General features: G+C 60.3%; 19 protein-coding genes, 1 tRNA gene and 1 pseudogene. 9 read left to right on the forward strand and 12 right to left on the reverse strand.

Going from position 1 to position 18,890, the window contains the following annotated elements:
• Positions 1–124: 124 nt before the first annotated feature.
• Together CD932_RS13615 and CD932_RS13620 are read right to left on the reverse strand one after the other, a co-directional pair.
• The gene (locus CD932_RS13615; RefSeq protein WP_094442825.1) at positions 125–1,147 is read right to left on the reverse strand and encodes an IS110 family transposase; all 1,023 of its coding nucleotides are present in this window, start codon (positions 1,145–1,147) and stop codon (positions 125–127) included.
• 349 nt (positions 1,148–1,496) lie between these two features.
• Positions 1,497–2,117 (reverse strand): head GIN domain-containing protein, encoded by a 621-nt coding sequence (locus CD932_RS13620; RefSeq protein ID WP_094443095.1) that lies wholly within the window; start codon positions 2,115–2,117, stop codon positions 1,497–1,499.
• Positions 2,118–2,269: 152 nt separating this feature from the next.
• Between CD932_RS13620 and CD932_RS13625 the strand changes: the two genes are divergently transcribed.
• Positions 2,270–2,827, forward strand: a complete 558-nt coding sequence (locus CD932_RS13625) for a flavin reductase family protein (RefSeq protein ID WP_094443096.1) — start codon at positions 2,270–2,272, stop codon at positions 2,825–2,827.
• Between the two features lie 31 nt (positions 2,828–2,858).
• Here CD932_RS13625 and gdhA read toward each other — a convergent pair whose 3' ends face one another.
• From gdhA to CD932_RS13650, 5 genes are all read right to left on the reverse strand, one after another.
• Complete coding sequence (gdhA, locus tag CD932_RS13630; protein WP_094443097.1) at positions 2,859–4,202, reverse strand: NADP-specific glutamate dehydrogenase; 1,344 nt, start codon at positions 4,200–4,202, stop codon at positions 2,859–2,861.
• Between the two features lie 139 nt (positions 4,203–4,341).
• Positions 4,342–4,710 (reverse strand): hypothetical protein, encoded by a 369-nt coding sequence (locus tag CD932_RS13635; protein WP_141213245.1) that lies wholly within the window; start codon positions 4,708–4,710, stop codon positions 4,342–4,344.
• An 11-nt stretch (positions 4,711–4,721) separates the two neighbouring features.
• Entirely contained in the window at positions 4,722–5,090 is a 369-nt protein-coding gene (locus CD932_RS13640; protein WP_094443099.1) for a hypothetical protein, read from the reverse strand.
• A gap of 193 nt (positions 5,091–5,283) precedes the next feature.
• Positions 5,284–6,639, reverse strand: a complete 1,356-nt coding sequence (gene yegQ / locus CD932_RS13645) for a tRNA 5-hydroxyuridine modification protein YegQ (protein ID WP_094443638.1) — start codon at positions 6,637–6,639, stop codon at positions 5,284–5,286.
• A 99-nt stretch (positions 6,640–6,738) separates the two neighbouring features.
• Positions 6,739–8,466, reverse strand: coding sequence for a methyl-accepting chemotaxis protein (locus CD932_RS13650; protein WP_094443100.1), 1,728 nt, complete (start codon positions 8,464–8,466; stop codon positions 6,739–6,741).
• Between the two features lie 343 nt (positions 8,467–8,809).
• Between CD932_RS13650 and CD932_RS29365 the strand changes: the two genes are divergently transcribed.
• Both CD932_RS29365 and CD932_RS13660 read left to right on the forward strand, forming a co-directional pair.
• Positions 8,810–9,040, forward strand: coding sequence for a hypothetical protein (locus CD932_RS29365; RefSeq protein WP_254926575.1), 231 nt, complete (start codon positions 8,810–8,812; stop codon positions 9,038–9,040).
• Between the two features lie 54 nt (positions 9,041–9,094).
• Positions 9,095–9,565, forward strand: a complete 471-nt coding sequence (locus CD932_RS13660; RefSeq protein WP_369679832.1) for a hypothetical protein — start codon at positions 9,095–9,097, stop codon at positions 9,563–9,565.
• A 324-nt stretch (positions 9,566–9,889) separates the two neighbouring features.
• Here CD932_RS13660 and CD932_RS13665 read toward each other — a convergent pair whose 3' ends face one another.
• Positions 9,890–10,258 (reverse strand): hypothetical protein, encoded by a 369-nt coding sequence (locus CD932_RS13665; RefSeq protein ID WP_254926576.1) that lies wholly within the window; start codon positions 10,256–10,258, stop codon positions 9,890–9,892.
• A gap of 389 nt (positions 10,259–10,647) precedes the next feature.
• Positions 10,648–10,923, reverse strand: a pseudogene (locus tag CD932_RS13670) (transposase); the annotation flags it as partial.
• A gap of 33 nt (positions 10,924–10,956) precedes the next feature.
• On the opposite strand from CD932_RS13670, the gene CD932_RS13675 reads away from it, so the two are divergent.
• From CD932_RS13675 to CD932_RS13685, 3 genes are read left to right on the forward strand one after another with little or no spacing between them, the layout of a single operon-like run.
• Positions 10,957–11,316 (forward strand): hypothetical protein, encoded by a 360-nt coding sequence (locus tag CD932_RS13675; RefSeq protein ID WP_141213246.1) that lies wholly within the window; start codon positions 10,957–10,959, stop codon positions 11,314–11,316.
• Positions 11,316–11,624 (forward strand): hypothetical protein, encoded by a 309-nt coding sequence (locus CD932_RS13680; protein WP_094443103.1) that lies wholly within the window; start codon positions 11,316–11,318, stop codon positions 11,622–11,624. Before CD932_RS13675 ends, CD932_RS13680 begins: the two co-directional genes overlap by 1 nt.
• A gap of 26 nt (positions 11,625–11,650) precedes the next feature.
• Positions 11,651–12,439: a hypothetical protein gene (locus CD932_RS13685; RefSeq protein ID WP_094443104.1), complete on the forward strand. Its 789-nt coding sequence runs from the start codon at positions 11,651–11,653 to the stop codon at positions 12,437–12,439.
• Between the two features lie 184 nt (positions 12,440–12,623).
• Here the strand turns inward: CD932_RS13685 and CD932_RS13690 are convergent.
• Positions 12,624–12,699, reverse strand: a tRNA-Phe gene (locus CD932_RS13690).
• Positions 12,700–12,868: 169 nt separating this feature from the next.
• On the opposite strand from CD932_RS13690, the gene CD932_RS13695 reads away from it, so the two are divergent.
• Together CD932_RS13695 and CD932_RS13700 are read left to right on the forward strand one after the other, a co-directional pair.
• Positions 12,869–13,582 (forward strand): hypothetical protein, encoded by a 714-nt coding sequence (locus CD932_RS13695; protein ID WP_254926616.1) that lies wholly within the window; start codon positions 12,869–12,871, stop codon positions 13,580–13,582.
• Between the two features lie 131 nt (positions 13,583–13,713).
• The gene (locus CD932_RS13700; RefSeq protein WP_094443106.1) at positions 13,714–15,228 is read left to right on the forward strand and encodes a DUF3300 domain-containing protein; all 1,515 of its coding nucleotides are present in this window, start codon (positions 13,714–13,716) and stop codon (positions 15,226–15,228) included.
• On the opposite strand, the gene CD932_RS13705 is transcribed toward CD932_RS13700, so the two are convergent.
• Complete coding sequence (locus CD932_RS13705) at positions 15,225–17,138, reverse strand: bifunctional diguanylate cyclase/phosphodiesterase (RefSeq protein ID WP_094443107.1); 1,914 nt, start codon at positions 17,136–17,138, stop codon at positions 15,225–15,227. The two genes, CD932_RS13700 and CD932_RS13705, sit on opposite strands and share 4 nt — an antisense overlap.
• A gap of 165 nt (positions 17,139–17,303) precedes the next feature.
• On the reverse strand, positions 17,304–17,615 hold the full coding sequence (locus tag CD932_RS13710) for a PsiF family protein (RefSeq protein WP_094443108.1): 312 nt from the start codon (positions 17,613–17,615) through the stop codon (positions 17,304–17,306).
• A gap of 211 nt (positions 17,616–17,826) precedes the next feature.
• Between CD932_RS13710 and CD932_RS13715 the strand changes: the two genes are divergently transcribed.
• Positions 17,827–18,366, forward strand: coding sequence for a DUF2058 domain-containing protein (locus tag CD932_RS13715; protein ID WP_094443109.1), 540 nt, complete (start codon positions 17,827–17,829; stop codon positions 18,364–18,366).
• Positions 18,367–18,890 lie beyond the last annotated feature (524 nt).

Genomic DNA, 18,890 nt, shown 5'->3' on the forward strand with positions numbered 1-18,890 from the left:
CCGACTCGCCATTCAGGTTTAGTAAGTCCCGGTCTGACCTGTTTGTCATCACACGTTAATACCTTGCGCAACCTTTTGACATTCCATCCTTATGTTGATTGATATTTACGTTCGTTCCGGGCTGTTACGCTGGTCGGAGACTGACGTGTTCTTTGTCGTACTTCTGATCGTGCGCCAGCAGCGCCCAGATCGTCCTTGCTATTTTGTTCGCCAACGCCACCACGACCACGTTCGGCGGGCGGCGCTTGCCGATGTCCTGCAACCATTTGCCTGGCTCCTTGGTATGCATCAGCACTGACCTGGCACCATGAGTAAGCAGCGTGCGCAGGTAAGTGTCGCCGCGCTTGCTGATCCCGAGCAGCCGGACCTTGCCGCCTGTTCCGGTCTGCGCCGGCACCAGACCAAGCCAAGCGGCGAACTCGCGCCCGGACTTGAACGCGTTCGCGTTGCCCATGGCTGCCACCGCCGCCGTCGCCGTCAGCAAGCCGACACCTGGAATCTCGGCGATCGCCTTACTGGCCCGGTCTTGCCGCATCCATGCCAGCAGCCGCTGCTCAATCTGCAGGATCTGTTGGTCCAGCCGGGCCAACATGTCCCACTGTTCGCGCAGGGTATCGATTAACAGGGCAGGCAAACGCTCAGCCAGTCGCGCCAGCGCGTCCTTCATGCCACGGTTCAGCGCGGTCCTGCCAATCGGCATCACTTCGCCGTACTCGCCAAGCAAACCGCGCAAGCCGTTGCTCTGCATCGTGCGAAACTTCACCAACTGCTGCCGCATCCGGTGCAGGGACAGCACCGCCTGCTGCATCTCGCTCTTCACCGCCACAGCCCGCACGCCCGGCTGTTGTAGCGCAAGCCAGATCGCGCGCGCATCGGCGGCATCGTTCTTGTTGCCATTGACAAAAGCCTTGACCGCCTTGCCCGCCATCATCCTCACTTCGTGTCCCAATGCCTGCAAGGCGCGCGCCCAGTGATGCGACCCTCCGCACGCTTCCATCCCGATCAGGCACGCAGGCTTGTTGACGAAATACTCCAGGAACTTAGCCCGTTTGATCTGCTTGTTCAGAACCTCTCCGGTTTCTCGGTTGACCGAATACACCTGGAACACGTTCTTGGCAGTGTCGACGCCATAAGCGGTAAAATTCATGGTGGGTTCTCCTTCCCTCAAGTGGTTTATTTGCACTTCCACTCTGGCACATTTGATGCCGTTGGCAAGCGAGAACCCACTCCTTGCCACGCGTCATCTGCCATCTATCTCGCCGCCAGTCACAGGCCGCCAATTCTCCCCACGTAAAACAAGCCAACCACCTCGTGATCCGTCGGCAGGGGCGATTTGAGCCGAGCGAAGGCGAGGTAGCCCGAAGGGCGTACCCCTGCGCATGCCCGGCGCTCCTCCAGAGCGTCCGGACGTTGCCCGCCGATTCGCGTAATTCGCTTTCAGTTCGATTCATCGCTGCGGCTCGTGTAGGAGGGAGACGTCCATTTCATTCTCCTGTTTACTTGGCGGCGCTGACGCTGCCGATGCCGGCCACCGATTTGTGCACGATCTTCGGCTTGCCGTAATACACCAGTTCGCCCATGCCGCGTACCACGGCATTCAGTTCCCCCGACGAATACACTTTCACCGAGCCGATGCCGTCGAAATTGACATCGACGTTTTGCGCCAGCAAGGCGCGCGTATCGACTTCGCCCACGCCCTGGGCTTTCAGGCGCAGCCAGTCGATCTTGCCGTCGGCCAGCAGGCGCCCCGCGCCCTGATAGCTGATATCGACGCGCGGGCCGTGCAGCCTGGTCAGTATCTTTTCACCGGCGCCTTCGGCGATCAGCTTGCGCAACTGCGGCATGGTGACGATCACGCGCGGGTCGCCCTCGGTCTTCTTGATGTTCTTGTCCTTCATGGAAATCTTCAGTTCGCCATTGACCACTTCCGTGACCACGCCGCTCAAAAATTTCTGGTCGCCGCGCAGTGTGAGGCTGTGCTCCTTGCCCGACTCCACCTCGATGCTGATCGGGCCGCGGATATCGATGGCGTTGAAGGCGGTCACCGGTCGGGTCTGCTCGTCGGCGTGGACCAGCGGTGTGAAAGAAAGGGCGGCGAACAGGAGCAAGTGGCGCATGGCGATTTCCTTGTAAGGTGGAGTCGTCTATTCTAAGTTGCAATTTGAGCAAATGGGAAAATTTGCGATGAACGTCAAGCGGACCGCGTCACCGGCGCGCCCGACGCGACAGGCTTGGGCTATGCTGGAGCTTGATCAGCCCAGGAGCCGCCATGAAAAATTACCAAAAGGAAGATTACCCCGTCGACAATATCCGCCGCTTTCTCGAACCGGGGCCGGTGGTGCTGGTCAGCTCCACCTGGAAGGGCGAGAGCGATATCATGACCATGGGCTGGCACATGATGATGGGGTTCACGCCCTCGCTGCTGGGCTGCTTTATTTCCGACGCCAACCACAGCTACGAAATGATCAAGCGCAGCATGGAGTGCGTGATCAACCTGCCGACGGCCGACATGGTCGACCAGGTCGTCGCCATCGGCAACTGTAGCGGCGAAGACACCGACAAATTCGCCACCTTCGGCCTGACGGCGCAAGCGGCCGACAAAGAGAAAGCGCCGTTGATCGCCGAATGCTACGCCAACTTCGAATGCAAGCTCGCGCAGGTGGCGGGCAACCCGAAGGGCGGGTTTTTCATCTTCGAATGCGTGAAAGCCCATGTGGCAAGCTCGCCCAAGCTGCCCGAAACCCTGCACTACCGGGGCGACGGCGAGTTCATGGTGTCGGGCCGCACCATCAGCAGAAAAAGTTTGATGAAACCGGAGATGAGGTGAACGGTCGTTAACCCCAGTCGTTGCCGTCGAGTTAAATCACCCCCTGCGCCAGCATCGCATCGGCCACTTTGACGAAGCCGGCAATATTGGCGCCATCGACATAGCTGACCGTGCCATCGGCGCGTGTGCCGTAGCGCTTGCAGGCCGCATGGATGCCCTGCATGATCTGCAGCAGCCGCGCATCGACTTCCTCGCGCGGCCAGGACAGGCGTGCCGCGTTCTGGCTCATTTCCAGGCCCGAGGTGGCCACGCCGCCCGCATTGCTGGCCTTGCCCGGCGCATACAGCACACCCGCTTCTTCGAACGCCTTGGCCGCTTCGATGGTGGTCGGCATATTGGCGCCTTCGGCCACGCACTGCACGCCATTGGCGATCAGGGTGCGCGCGTCGTCCAGGGTCAGTTCGTTCTGCGTGGCGCAGGGCAGGGCGATATCGACCGGCACATGCCATGGCGAGACGCCGGCCTCGAAGCGCACGCCCGTGCGTTCGGCGTAATCGCTGACCCTGCCATACAGGTGGTTCTTGATCTCCATCAGGATCGCCAGCTTTTCGGTGGTAAAGCCGTCTTCATCGATGATGGTGCCGCTCGAGTCAGACACCGTGACCACCTTGGCGCCCATCGCCAGCGCTTTTTCCACCGCATATTGCGCCACATTGCCCGAGCCAGAGACGCTCACGCGCTTGCCTTCGAACGAGGTACCGCGGGTTTTCAGCATTTCCTGGGCAAAATAGACCGTACCGTAACCTGTCGCTTCCGGACGCATCAGCGAGCCGCCATAGCTGGCGCCCTTGCCGGTAAAGACGCAGTCGGCGCGGTTGCTGAGCTTTTTCATCATGCCGGCCATATAGCCGATCTCGCGCCCGCCGACGCCGATATCGCCGGCCGGCACGTCCGTGTCCGCGCCCACATGGCGGAACAGTTCGCTGACAAACGCCTGGCAAAAGCGCATCACCTCGCCCGAGCTCTTGCCCTTGGGGTCGAAGTCGGCACCGCCCTTGCCGCCGCCCATTGGCAAGGTGGTCAGCGCATTCTTGAACGTCTGCTCGAAAGCGAGGAATTTCAACACCGACAGATTGACGGACGGGTGGAAACGGATGCCGCCCTTGTAAGGCCCGATGGCCATGCTGTGCTGGATGCGGTAGCCGCGGTTGACCTGCACCAGGCCATGGTCGTCGACCCACGACACGCGAAACATCACCACGCGCTCCGGCTCGATCAAGCGTTCCAGCAAGCCTTGCTCCGCGTATTTCGGATGCTGCTCCAGGAACGGCCACAAGCTTTCCATCACCTCGGTGACGGCTTGCAGAAACTCGGGTTGACCTGGATTGCGTGCGGCGACATGCTGGACATACTCGTGAGCAGATGCGTATTTCATCAGAATTCCATGGAGGTAAACGGTTATTTGGGCAACTATCTTCGCAGATTTCGCACGAAAATGGTGCGGAAATTTTGTTTTGAGGGGATTTTGCTACTTTTTGGGGCGTTTTTAGCCAGGCGCGAAGAACAGAAAATGTTCACTGGACGCACATCGCACCGCCCACCGAAGCGCCGATACTCAGGCCCGTCGACAAATCAAAACCGAACTCACAGCGGTAGCCATCGTTGGGACGATGGCGGCACAGCAGCATGTCGCGGTTGCGCAGGCGTATCTGTGGGTCGGGACAGCCAGCGGCCAGATCGGGACCGATGGCGTCGAACATGTCCTTTGCGGCGGCTCCCGTCAAGCGAAAAGCGACCTTGGTATCGCCGGCAATGGGCGCCACGGGGGCGTCGGGATAAGCGCCGTAGATGGCGTAGGAAGCCGAGAAATCCCTGTGCACATAGTCCCAGACGGCTCGCGCATGGTGCGCCAGCAGCAGAGACGCAAAAGGGACGAGTACCAAGCTGGCGCGTTTCAGCATATGGAGCCGGCGATTCTGCGCCCTGTCAGCAAGTCAAAACCAAAGGCGCAATGATGGCCGTCCTTGGAATCGTAAGTACAGCTCACTTCAGCCCGTTGCCGCAATCGATAATCGCCCTCCGCTGCGCAGCTGTTGCGCAGGTCCGGCCCCATCGCTTCGAACATTTGCCTGGCCGCTTTGCCGTCAATCCAGAATGCTATTCGCTGATCCTTTTTGCTTGGTGGCAGAGGGTCGCCCAGTGCGCCGCCATAGATTGCATAACGGCCTTTCAATGGCTGAAAAGAAAGGACATGCTTTTGAGCCGCTTGCGCCGTGACAATAGATAGGGCAGCGAAGAGCGCGGTCACGACGAGATTTTTCATGTCAGCTTCCTTGTTCGTCCATGTAGCCAACAACGCAATGTGTTCAAGGATTCTTGCTTGTAGATATTTTTACGTGTTGCGTGGCGTCAAAGATGGCTTGGAGAACTGAAGTGCTGGAGTGACGCGAGGCGGCATGTCCAGAGGGAAGCACCGCCTGCAAGCTCAGTGTTGCTTGTGCCAATGAGTTGCCTGCTTACAGATACCTTGCCAGCAAGGCCCGGTCCAGCGCCCCATCGAGTTCGATGCGCACGAAGTGCCCGCTGCCTGGCGCCACGCCGATATCTTCACCGGCATCGGACAGCATGCGCGTGATGGTGATATCGCGGTTGCCGGACGGGTGCATCACTTCGATGCGGTCGCCGACGGCAAAGCGGTTTTTCACGTCCACTCTGGCCCAGCCGTTTTCCACGCTCAACACGTCGCCAACATACTGGCTGCGGTCCGCCTCGGACGCGCCGCGCATGTAGTTCTGGTGGGTTTGCGTGTGGTGGCGCTGGTAAAAGCCATCGGTATAGCCGCGGTTGGCCAGGCCTTGCAGCTGTCCTAACAGGCTGATGTCGAACGGGCGTCCGGCCACCGCGTCGTCGATCGCCTGGCGATACACCTGCGCCGTGCGCGCTGCGTAGTACAGCGACTTGGTGCGCCCTTCCACTTTCAGCGAATGCACGCCGATTTTCACCAGGCGCTCGATATGCTCGACCGCGCGCAAATCCTTCGAGTTCATGATGTAGGTGCCGTGCTCGTCTTCGAGGATGGGCATCAGCTGGCCCGGGCGCTGCGCTTCCTCGATCAGATAGGGCTGGTCGGCCAGCGGGTGGCGCGGCTGCTGGTGCAGGGCGGAAAAGGAATTGGCCTGTTGCAGCGCCTGTTCGAACTGCAGCGGGATCACCTGCATCGCGCCCAGGTCGCCGCTGGCGTCTTCCTGCGCATTCTTGACCTTGTAGTCCCAGCGGCAGGAATTGGTGCAGGTGCCCTGGTTCGGGTCGCGGTGGTTGAAGTAGCCCGACAGCAAGCAGCGGCCCGAATAGGCGATGCACAGCGCGCCGTGCACGAACACTTCCAGCTCCATCTCCGGGCAGCGCTGGCGGATTTCCTCGATCTCGTCGAGCGACAGTTCGCGCGACAGGATCACGCGCGTCAGGCCCATGCGGTGCCAGAATTTTACATCGGCCCAGTTGACCGCATTGGCCTGCACCGACAGGTGCACAGGCACCTCCGGCCACTTGTCGCGCACCATCATGATCAGGCCAGGGTCGGCCATGATCAGCGCGTCGGGCCGCATGGCGATCACCGGTTCCATGTCGCGCAAATAGGTGGCCAGCTTGGCGTTGTGGGCGAAGATATTGCTGGCGACAAAGAACTGCTTGCCGCGCGCATGCGCGCCCTCGATACCCTCCTGGAGCGCCTGCAAGGTGGAAAAGTCGTTATTGCGCACGCGCAGACTGTAGCGCGGCTGGCCCGCATAGACGGCGTCGGCGCCATAGTCGAAGGCGGCGTGCATCTTGGCCAGCGAGCCGGCAGGCAGGAGTAATTCGGGAGCGTGGCGCATGGAAAGGTTGGGCAAAGCCGGCGATTGTAGGCCGCTGGCCGCACAATTGCATTGCCTTGAGTCAAGGGATTGACGGTGTCATTTCCCCCGCCGCCCTTGTCAGAACTCCTCCCAGTCCTGCTCGGAAGCGGCCACCGGCCTGGCCTGGGCCTTGGCTGCGGCCTTGGCCGGCGTCTGGGCGCGCGGCCTGGTCACCGGCGCCGCCAGCTTCGGTGCGCTGCGCCGTGGCGTCACCCTGGCCGATGCCAGCGCTGGCGCTGGCGCCCGTTCGGCCGACAACTTGAAGACAGCGACGGTCTCCAGCAACTGCCCGGCGCGGTTTTTCAGACCGATGCCGGCGGCCGCCATCTGTTCGACCAGGGCGGCGTTTTCCTGCGTCACCTGGTCCATCTGCTGCACCGCCTCGCCGATCTGTGCAATGCCCTGGTTTTGCTCGCTGCTGGCCGAATTGATTTCCTCCATGATCTCGGTCACCTTGCGGATCGCTTCCAGCACCTCGGTCATGGTGCTGCCCGCCTGGTCGACCAGCACCGTTCCTTCTTCGACCCGCTCCACGCTGGAAAAGATCAGGGACTTGATTTCCTTGGCCGCTTCAGCGGAACGGCCCGCCAGGCTGCGCACTTCGGTGGCAACCACCGCAAAACCCCGGCCCTGCTCGCCGGCCCGCGCCGCTTCTACCGCCGCGTTCAGCGCCAGGATATTGGTCTGGAAGGCGATGCCGTCGATAACGCCGATAATGTCGGCGATCTTCCTCGACGATGCGTTAATCCCTTTCATGGTGTCGACCACCTTCGAGACCATCTCGCCGCCCTTGCCGGCCACGCTCGAGGCGCTCTGGGCCAGCACATTGGCCTGGCGGGTATTTTCGGCGTTCTGTTTTACGGTAGAACTGAGTTCTTCCATGGAAGCGGCGGTTTCCTCGAGCGCGCTGGCCTGATGTTCGGTGCGCTGGCTCAGATCATTGTTTCCCTGCGAAATCTCGGCACTGGCCGTCGCCACTTCTTCCGAGCCTTCGCGCACGCTGGCCACGACCTCGGTCAGCGACACTTGCATGCGCGCCATGGCCGCCATCACGCTATGCTGGTCGCCCTGGCGCACCGCCAGTTGCACGCTCAGGTCGCCTGCTGCGACTCTTGCCGCCATCTCGGACAACTGCGCCGGTTCGGCCCCCAGCGCGCGCCCCAGGTCGCGTGCGATCAGCCAGCCGACGCCGCCGCCGATCACCAGCATGGCCGCGCCCAGCGCCAGCATCAAGCTGCTGGACTTGTCGGCCAGGGACTGCGCATCGGCCGCCAGTTTTTCGGCGATGTTTTTCTGCAATGCACGGGAGTCGTCAACTGCCTTGAATACCACGTTTTGCGAGGCCCGCACCTCACCCAGCAGCGACTGCATGGCCGCGTCCTTCTGGCCGTCCGCCGCCAGTTGCAAGACATGGTCCATGCCCTGGTTATAGACGGGACGGTTGTCTAGGAGGGTTTTCAGCAGTTCGATCGAAGCGGAAAGCTTCAGGCTTTGTTGCAGCCTGGCGATCAAGGCGCCGTTTGCCGAACGTAAAGCGACGATCTTTGTTTTTTCCTCCGCGCGAAAGGCCGCGTCATTGCTAATGATGGTATTGCGCACGCGCCTGGCGATTTCGTTCAGGTTGTCCTTGATTTCCGTAAATTGCGCCACCTTGGCCATGCGGTCATTGGCCATTTCGTCCACGTTTTCGCTGAGGGCATGCATTCTCATCATCGCCAGCAAGGCGATCGCAAAGCCGAGCACGATGATGGCGCCAAAGCCGATCGCCAGGCGTGTGCTGACCTTGGTGTTTTTTAAAATTGACATACATTCTCCACAGAACGTTGACTACAATGTTCCGACTAAATTTTCAGGACAGACAGGGGCCAGCCACGGCAAAGCCATGGGCATGTAAAACTGCTGATCGGAAGGGACGGGGGACTGCGGCGGGGTTGAGGCCAGGACAAATGTTCGCCAGATAAGAACATCGTCTATATGCAGCTTACGTAGTTTCCATTTGGCAATCAAGCGGTATCTGCGTTCCGTGCTGAATTGAAACGGTGTCGCGCCACATGCTGGCGGCGGCTTGCGCAATAAACAACAAGAATGCGTTGCCTTCATGTATTTCGCGGAAATTGTCCAAATAATCTGGTGCACCTGTTTGATATGCATGAACCTGAGCACACCAGCGCGCGTCGTCCTGCTTTTCAGTGCCTGTCTGTGGAGCGCCGCTGTGTTGGCGGCCGGGGACGGCGCCGGTGGCAGCGACAAGATCGCCACCGACCGGCCCGATTTTGTCGAATCGAGCAATGTGGTCGGCAAGTATCGCTTCCAGATCGAAACGAGCGTGGCGCAAGAGCGCAACAAGGCACGCTCGACATCGGCGGCCCCTACCTGCTGAGCAAATATTGCCAGCTCGACAGCGCCATTTCGCGCGGACTGAACCGCATACGCCTTGCGCGCCGACGTGCTGGCCGCGTTTCTGGCCAGCGCACGCCAGGACAGCAAGGAAATGCAGCAAGTGACGCAGGATATCCAGGAGCATATGGAGTTGCTGCGCAGCCGCATCCGCGACGCGGTCGAAGCGGCGCTGGCCGATATCCTGCTGCTCGGCACGGAAGAGCACTGTCGGCTGGCCGGCCAGGCCGCCGTCGACCTGGCGGCCGGCCGGCCGATTCATACGGCGGAACTGGTGATCAGCCTGCGCAGCTTTATCCGCAGCGCGCTCGACCTGGGGCCGATGCCGGCCGATGTCGTGATTCCGCTGCAGGGGCCGACGCGCACGCAGGGTGGCGCTGGGCGCGGCAAAGGCGATGCCGACAAGGGCGGCAATAAAGGTGGCGGCGGTGGTAATGGTGGCGGTGGCATCGGCATGGGCATCGATACCGCGCATGGGACGGATGCTGCGCCGCCCCGTGCGACTTGAGTTCGCAATAACTGTCGTGGAAACAGCTATTTTCTAAAGAGCATGAGCAAAATATTCCCGTAATTTGGTCCGATTCAGACCGGCGTCGTGTCGCCACCAGCAGGCTCAGTTTTGCGGTCGCGTGCGACAGGCGTTCCACGGCATCGGCATGTTCGAGCCGTAGCGGGTCGAACATGATCCAGTTTGTTTTTCAATGAGCAACCCCCAAGATATTACGGGATAACAGCAATGCAACTGTCCTGATCGAGTCTGGCAGACGAAAATGACGTCCAAAAGCAAACAATGCCAACACAGGGTTGGCATTGTTGACTGCAGCGGCGGTTGTTATTCTTCGTCGGCCGAGACATCGCCCGTCTTGCGATTGTATTTCAGGGTGATTTTATTGATTTCACACAAATTGAATTCTTCCCATTCCACTTCGGCGCCGTCATCGTCAAACGTCACGTTGAGGGCCTGCTTGCACTTGGCCTTGTTGGAAAATTTGATCAGGCGCGCTTTGTTGTTTTCCAGGACGCCACTGCCCAGGCGATCCGGACCCCAGTCATCGCTCTTGGCCGGGGCGATATGGATGGAGCGGATCGGGTAGCCGGTCTTGTTAACTACCGTAAAGTCCGCGTCGCCGGCGAAGGCGAGCGGCGCCGCCAGGGCGGCTCCAAGGAGGGCGGTGACGATGCTCAAGCTGCGCAGTTTCATGGGATTCCTTTTGACGAGATATTAAATGGGCCTGCTCATTTACCGCGCATGGCATTTTGGGGAGGGCATGCGGTGCACGCCCAAAAATTCCAATAGGAAATAAATGATCTGTTTGCAATATAACATAGACATTTACAAAGAACATAACAAAATTGTTTTTTTTGGAAGGTGCGTGGCGTTCGCCAACGTGTAATGACCTGGCGTGCAAAGCGGCAGTATTGGCCGGGTACGTTTGGTGTCTGGCACGGTGGGCCTCAGGCCGAACGTGAGTGCATTGATTTCCTCGCGCGCTACTGCGCGGCATCAGGAAGGCGGAGGCAAAGGCGTTCGCTTCGCGCGCGAGTTCCAGGGAAGTTTTGACGCTCAATGCGTTCTGTGAGCCTAACTGTTCAGCCGGGGGGGGGGGCTGGCTGAATCGGGTTTTCGGCGAAGGCGCGTTGCAGGATGTCGAGCATGCCATGGCCTTGTTTGTGCAGCGTGTCGAGGCAGGGGCGGACGACGCAGAAGTTTTGGGTGTCCAGCAATGTCCGAAACGAGCCGGAGATTTTTTGTTTCACCTTTGGCATGCGGATGGCGCGTTTACCAAGGTTGTTGGTGAACGGCACGGCGGGATCTGACACGAACAGCAGCATGGCGTCGGTGTATCGGTGCAGGTGTAGCAGCAGCTTTGCCTTACGAGTTGCAAGGCGAGGAAAAACATGTATACAATCGCATTTTGTGTAGGTAGACTACATCCAAGCTTAATAACTAAAGGTGTAGCAATGACAGCAAAATGGATGGACCAGATACAGAGTTGCGCGGTTGACTACGGCTGGAAAGTCGACCACAAGGACACTGTGCATGACCTGGTAATAGGCTTTGGCGGCGACGACCATGGTATCGCTTATGCAATCAAGACAGTGCCAGGTAAGGGGTGGCTAAATGTACATTTCTGGTATTCGACCACGTACAAGTCAGATGCGGTTTACTCCTTGCGTAGTGACGGAGAGGTTGGCGTGTTCATTGCTTTGTTGCGTGACACCTATGCCATCCGGTCGCGTCGAAGGATCGGCAAGTAATGCTACGCATTCTCTTTCAGGTCAGCACGCAGACTCTGCGCGGCGAGCGTTTCGATCTGCGCCAGGATCGGCGCAGCGTCAGTGCCATGCTGGCTGGTATTGGCGACAACCGCAGCATGTTGTTCAATTGGTATGAGTCGTCACTGCCGGGCGTTGATTATGAGCAACAGGCACAAGGCTACGCCACGTTGGAACTAAAGTCCTACCTACGCACGCGTTGGCTACCGCAGGCATTGCGGGGGAGCTTCACCCGTATTCTGCTGGCCTTGCACATCGCCACAATGGTCGGCCTGAAGCAGAGCCGTTGAATGTTACCTTTATTGACTAGGCTGTCATGAAAATCCAGGAACAAGACTATTACTATGGCCCAGTGCTAAATCAAATTGCCGAATACCCAGTCTTGACCACGATCAACAAAGTTACTGAGAAGCGGGGACTGTACTTAATTAACCGCTTTACACGCCTGTTAATCAAGTATTCGACAGAGGGGGGTAACACTTGGTCGTTTACTTTTACTGCCGACGACCTGGCTCATGGGGCGGGTTACGAGTTTGTTGTCGCACTCAACTGTGGCAATTACTCGGTCTGCATGCTTAGGGAGGATCAGCTTGCGAAGATCCTGGACACGAACTGCGCTAAGACGCAGACGATCAGAGTTTGGTTCAATGCAGGCGAAAGCATGCGTGTAGCGGGACCGTCAGGACAGCTCGATAGAACCATTCGCCATAACGAATTTCCGGGCAATTTGCTGGGAATCGTGACCGCTCCCCAAGAAAAATATGCGTGGCCCGAGCTTGGCCAGCTCACCGTATACCGTGAGCCGCCGAACGTAGTCATGCGCACCTTTGATCGCATGATGGATCTGGTGGACAGTGTGGGGTACTTATGCGACGACGGCGAAACGACCCTGTACATTGGGGTAAGAAGCTATTCCCATAAGTGGGACTGCTGGTCCAATAAAAATCTGAAGTATATCGAGGACCAAATCAAGTATGACTTTGGCTTTGATGGATACAAGGTGAAGGTGGAGCGTCACGACAAGCCCACCACCTGCCAGAACAGCAAGCTCAGAAAGGAATGCAGCACCGAATTTGTGTGGAGTGTGACTGTGGGGCCTTGTTGAGCGGGCACTATCGGAAGACGTCTGAGGACGAGCGACCGCAGGAGGTCGTTTGGTAACTAGGTCGCTTGTTTTGAGGCGAGGGGGAGGCTAGTTAGTACCGGAAATGTACCGGACGCGAGCACTTCGTGTTCCGGAAACAAAAACGCCAACCTGCATAGGTTGGCGTTGCGTTTCGTACTGTTCTTGGTGGCCCGGGGCGGAATCGAACCACCGACACAAGGATTTTCAATCCTCTGCTCTACCGACTGAGCTACCAGGCCAAGGCGGCGAATTATAGCAGAAAGAGTTGATGCCTGACCAGTGCATCTTGTGTTCAAATGCAACAGATTGCCGGAGCATGGTGTTTTGGCATCCTTGTGCGAGCGGAAAGGGGGGACGATGACGTTACGGTGTGGAGTGCGGTGCCTGGCTGCGCCGGGCTTGCTGAGCATGTTGTGTGGCGTGGCGTGGGCCGATGGACGGGCCGACCTGAATGCGGCGCTGGCGCGGCTGCAGGGGCAGTCGGCGCTGAAGGCGCAGGTGGAGTCGAAAACCTGGCGCAAGGAGGGCGAGGGCAAGGACGCGCAGGAAGACAGCGGCCAGGCCAGCGTGGCGGTCGAGGGCGGTGCGTCGGGTTTGCAGGTGCTGTATGGCAAGGACTTGCTGGCGAAGGTCGAGGCCGAGCAGCGCGCAAAAGTAAAAGATCCGAAGACGAAGACGCCGACCGGCTTTGCGCTGGGCGAGATGACGGCGACGGAATTGCGCAGCATGGTGTCGGCGGCGGGCGCCTTGTCGCGTGAGATCGAGGAGGCCGAGTTCAGCGGCGAAAAGATCGACAGCTACAAGGGCAAGCCGGCGCGCATGCTCAGTTTTACCCTGGCGCTCGACAAGGTGCCTGAAAAAGACCGCAAGTATGTGAAGAAGTTCGAAGGCGGCATCGACGTGTGGATTGCTGCCGACGGCACGCCGCTGGCCAGCGCCTTCCGGCTGGACCTGAGCGGGCGCGCCTTTGTGGTGGTCAGCTTCACGCAGAAAATCGACGAGACGCGCCAGTATGGCGTGTCCGGCGACCATCTGCTGTTGCTGCGCAAGGAAAGCAAAAGCACCAGCTCCGGCATGGGCGAGCGGGTGGAAAGCCGGATCGTCAAGACCTTGCAGTTATAGTCCTCGGGCGCCAGTTGGAAATGGCGGAAGATGAAATCCAGCCCTGCGCGCACGTTACAAGAGGTAACAGTTTCAATGGCACGAGCCTGCTAATCTTCCCTGCATGCTTTCAACGAGGAAGGGTGTGGATCATGGGCGCTCATGCCAGGAGTTTCAAGACGGCGGTGTCGTCATCATTGATACTGAGCCTGCTGGTGCTTGCCGGCTGCGGCAAGCCCGGCGACACGCCGCAAACCGGCGCGGTCGCCGCCACGCCCCCTGCGCCCGTTCAACCTCTTCAGCCCCCTGCGCCAGCGCCGTACACGCCGCCGAGCGCCGATCAGCTGGCGCAGATGGTCGCGCCGATCGCCCTGTTTCCCGATAAACTGGTGGGCCAGGTGCTGGCCGGCGCCACGTATCCCGAGCAGGTCGCCGCCGCCAACGAGTGGCTGGTCCAGCATCCGTCGCTGAAAGGCGCGGCGCTGCAAACGGCCGAAGCCAGCCAGCCCTGGGACGTCAGCATCAAATCGCTGACCGCCTTCCCCACCGTGCTGGGCCAGATGGCAAACAACGGCCAGTGGACCACGGCGCTCGGTACCGCCTATGTCAACGACCCCACCGATGTCATGAATGCGATCCAGCTCCTGCGCTCGCGCGCCCGGCAGGCGGGCAACCTGAAAACCTCGCAGCAGCTGAGGGTCTCGACGCTTGTGCGTGCGCCGCAATCCGCTTATGTCACGCGCTCGGCTTCGTATCCGGCCGTCATTGCGCCGCCGCCGCAAACCATCGTCATCGAGCCGGCGGCGCCCGATATCGTGTATGTGCCGCAGTACAATCCGACCGTGGTCTACGGCGTGCCGGTGCCGCTGTATCCGGGCTGGGTCGAGCCGCGGCCGGCATACGGCAGCGCAACGCTGGTGACGACCGGCGCGCTGTCGTTCGGCATCGGTGTGCTGGTGGGGGCGGCGGTGAGCCAGCACTACGCCCCCGGCTGGCATGCCTGGGGCGTCAACTGGGGCGCACCGGCGCCTTACCCCGGCTACGGTGGCGCCTGGCGCCGCCCTGCGGTGGTGTACAACAAGGCGACCTATGTTTCGAAGTCCGTCACGGTCGTCAATCGCGTCAACAATATCAACGTCACCAATAACAACTACCATAACAACAACTACCGCAGTGTCGACAACATCAACACCGTGGCCAACCGCCCGCAAAACAGCGCCGTCAATCATGTCGTGCCGCGTCAGCCAGCGCTGATGACCATGCCGCACTTCACGGCGCGCGACACGCTCCACGGCGCACGCCCGTTGCCGCCGGCTGCGGCCCAGCCGGCATACCGCGCCGTCGCGCCGCAGCCGCAGCGGCAGCCGGCGCAGATGGAACGCCGGCATGCCGAGGCCATGGCTCTGCGCATGGCGCAGGAAAGAAGCAGCGCCCCTGTGCACCTGGCACCAGCGATGCAACAGGCGCCGTTACCGCACCGCGAAGCCGACCCCGGCCATGGCCAGCCTCAGCGCAACCACCAGGACATGCAAGCCATGCACGCCATGCATGCCGCGCAAGCCCGTCCGGCCGTGCAACACCCGTACCATCATGTGGAAAGTCATGAGCAGAGCGCCCGCCATCAGCAGGATCGCGACCGGCGCGATGCCCACGAAAGGCGTGGCTAAGTGGAAGTCTGGCGCTGCGCCAGCCACTGCATCAGGTCGTCGAGCGGCATGGGCCGCGCATACAGATAGCCCTGCAAGCCGTCGCAGTGGTGGGTCAGCAAAAAGTCGGCCTGCTGCTGCGTTTCCACCCCTTCGGCCACCACGCGCAAACCCAGGTGGCCGGCCATGCCGAGGATGGCCTGCACGATGGCCGTGCCATTGGCGTCGTGCGGGGTGGCGTCGATAAAGCTCTTGTCGATCTTCAGTTCGTACAGCGGCATCGAGGTCAGGTAGGCCAGGCTGGAATAGCCGGTGCCGAAATCGTCGATCGAAAAACGGATGCCCAGCGTGGCCAGTTCGCGCATGCGCGCCAGCGCCGCATCGCGCTTGTCGACCAGCAGCCCTTCGGTCAGTTCCAGCACCAGGGCGGCGGCCGGCGCGCCCGATTCGCTCAGGGCGGCGCGCACGCGGGCGGCAAAATCGGGCTGGCGGAACTGGGCCGGGCTGACATTGACCGACAGCGCGAAATGGTGACCGGCCTGCGCCAGCCGCACCGCCGCCTGGCAGGCCTGCCGCAGCGCCCAGTCGCCCAGCCTGACGATCAGGCCCGTCTCTTCGGCGATCGGGATGAACAGCGATGGCGCAATCATGCCGCCATCGGCCTGCGGCCAGCGCATCAGCATTTCCGCGCCAGTCACCTGGCCGTGGCAGTCCAGTTGCGGCTGCACGTGCATGCGCAGTTCGCCTGCGTCGAGCGCGCGCGCCAGCGCCCGTTCCATGGTCAGGCGGCGCTCCACGCCTGCCTGCATGGCCGCCTCGAAAAAAGCGATGCCGTTGCGCCCTTCGGCCTTGGCGCGGTACATGGCGATATCGGCCTCGCGCAGCAGATCGTGGGCCTGCTGACCGCTCTTGGGCAGCAGGGTGACGCCGATGCTGGCCGAGCAGTGATACGACTGCGCGCCGATTTCGAAGTCGCTTGCGATTGCGGCGCGGATCTTTTCCGCCACCAGGCCGGCCGCCCGGGCGGCGCCGTCCATGTCGTCGGCCAGGTGGGCCAGCAGCACCACGAATTCATCGCCGCCGATGCGCGCCACCGTATCGACCTTGCGCATCAGCTGCGCCAGGCGCGCGCCGGCCATGCGCAGCAGCGCGTCGCCGGTGGCGTGGCCGCGCGCGTCGTTGATATGTTTGAAGTGATCGAGGTCGATGAACATCAGCGCGCTGATGGCGTGCTCGCGCGGCGCGGCCGCCAGCAACTGGCCGATGCGGTCCATCAGCAGGCGCCGGTTCGGCAACCCGGTCAGCACGTCGTAGAAGGCCAGTTGGTGGATGTCCTGTTCCGACTTTTTGCGTTCGCCGATTTCGCGTTCCAGCGACAGTGCGCTGGTATGCAGACGGTCGAGCGAGCGCGCCAGGTGGCCCAGCAAAAAGGCCGTCGACAAGGTCAGGACAGAAGCGATCAGCATGAAGTTGAGTGTGACGATCAGCGCGCGCAGCAGCAGCGAATCGGGCATGCCCTGCAGTGGCAGGCTGATGTCGGGATGCAGATCGAGCAGGAACAGCGAGGTGGACGTCAGCGCCAGCATCCACAGTGCCGGCCGCAAACCCAGCAGCAATGCCGCCAGCACGGGAATGGCCAGCAGGTAGATCTGGCTGACCGCGCCGATTTTCAGCAGCAGGCCGATGCCGATGAGGTAGGTCACGGCAAGAAACTGCCACACGCGCCAGTGGTAGGGGGTGTCGCCGCGATGCCAGATGACAGCGATCCAGGCGATCGATGCCATGTCGAGCGCGGCTATCATCCAGATACCTTCACGCGCCGCCAGCAGGGCGCTGGGGATGGCTGTGACGATGCCAAGCAGCACTACCGTTTGCAGCAGGCGTGCAAAAATCTGGCTGCGCCAATGCGCGAGATCATTCGATACCGCCACGCTGCCGTCCTCGTCCGTGGGTTTTGCGCCGCTGTCCTTGTTGTTCAGTAAATACTACCTGTGATCCAACAAGATGTCATCTTGATCATTGATCATGTTTTCCGGCACTGGGCGCACATGAAAAAGCCAGCGCGACGGCTGGCCTGGCGGTAGCGCCGGGGTGGCTTATTTCTTGGGTGCGCTCAGGCACGTTTTCATGAAGGTCTTGCGTGCATCGCCCTTCATGTCCTTGGCCTCGGCATTGCAGGTTTTCATCTTGTTTTGCTGCGCCGTGCCGGTGGCCGGCGCCGGCTTGGCGCTCAGGCATTCCTTCATGAAGGTCTTGCGTTCATCGCCTTTCTTGCCGGTTGCGTCGGCATTACATGCGGTCATCTTGTTTTGCTGCGCCGTCTTGGCGGCCGGGGCCGCGTCCTGCGCGACGGCAAACCCGGCGCTGGCAAACGAGGCGGCGATACACAGAGCAATCAGTTGTTTCATGGCGGATCCTTGCAAGAAGACGGTTGAGGGGGCGCGGCTTGAGCATACACATCGATATGCCGTACGTAACTAACTATATGACATTTATCAATCACTTTGGCGGGCAAATCCGCCTATTTTGTGTCTTTTTGTGAGCGGCCGGTTTGTCCTGCGCTATGCTTACGTCTTTCCGTCGGCCAACGCCGACGCATCTTAATACGGAGTAGTAATCATGGTCTCGTTGCAAGAGCAGTTTTTAAAGGCCGGCCTGGTCGACAAGAAAAAGGTCAAGCTGGCCAACCAGGACAAGAGCAAGCAAAAGAAGGACGAGCGCAAGAGCGGCACGCAAAGCGTCGATGAAGTGCGCCTTGCCGCGCTGGAAACCCAGCGCAAGAACGCCGAACGGGCGCGCGAAATGAACGCCCAGCGCGACGCGGCCGCCAACCAGAAGGCCATCGTGGCGCAGATCGCGCAGATGGTGCAAAAGAACCGCCAGAGCAAGGGCAACCACGCCGAAGTGCCGTACAACTTCACTTTCAACAACAAGATCGAGCGCATCTACGTCACGCCCGCCGTGCAAGCGCACCTGGTGGCAGGGCGCCTGGTGATCGTCTGCCTGGCCGGCGCGGTGGAACTGGTGCCGCGCGTGATCGCCGACAAGATCGCCGAGCGCGACCCGGCCATCGTGGTGCGCGTCAAGCAGGCCAGCACGCAAGTGGACGAGGATGATCCGTATGCGGCGTTCCAGATTCCTGATGATTTGATGTGGTGATCACGGCGCGGGACGGGCTAAGCTGATCCATTCGATGGGATCGTCTTCGCGCGGCAGCGGTTTCGCGCGCAAGACCTGGAGTTCCGGCGAGCTCATGGTCTACTCCCGCAGCGTAAGGTCATCGAGGCGCTGATGGGCGGCCCATTGCGCCAGCAAATAACGGTTGCCGCCCAGATCGCGCAACACATATTCGGCGCTGCGCATCGGGTAGGCAACGGCATGGTCCTCTTGCTACCCTAAATTGCAAAAAACAGCCTCTCTAAGAGGTCCCGGTTGTCGTTGCGAGCGGCGCTGGAAGAGCAATTTACGCCAAAAATTACTGTGGGGCAAGTGACTTGTGCGACAAATCGTAGTAAATTACTGTATAAAGATACAGTTGTTTGTCTAGCTATTATGTCTTAGTTGGGCTGATGTGTTGGGGAGGGCGAAGTGCGGCGAAATGGGCATGTAGTCTCATGTCGGCTTTCCTTCACGGATAAAGTATAATTCCTCGTCAAAAAATCATTAATTTATGTTTTTTTGTC

This window comes from Janthinobacterium sp. PC23-8 (assembly GCF_002250505.1).
GTDB lineage: Bacteria > Pseudomonadota > Gammaproteobacteria > Burkholderiales > Burkholderiaceae_D > Janthinobacterium.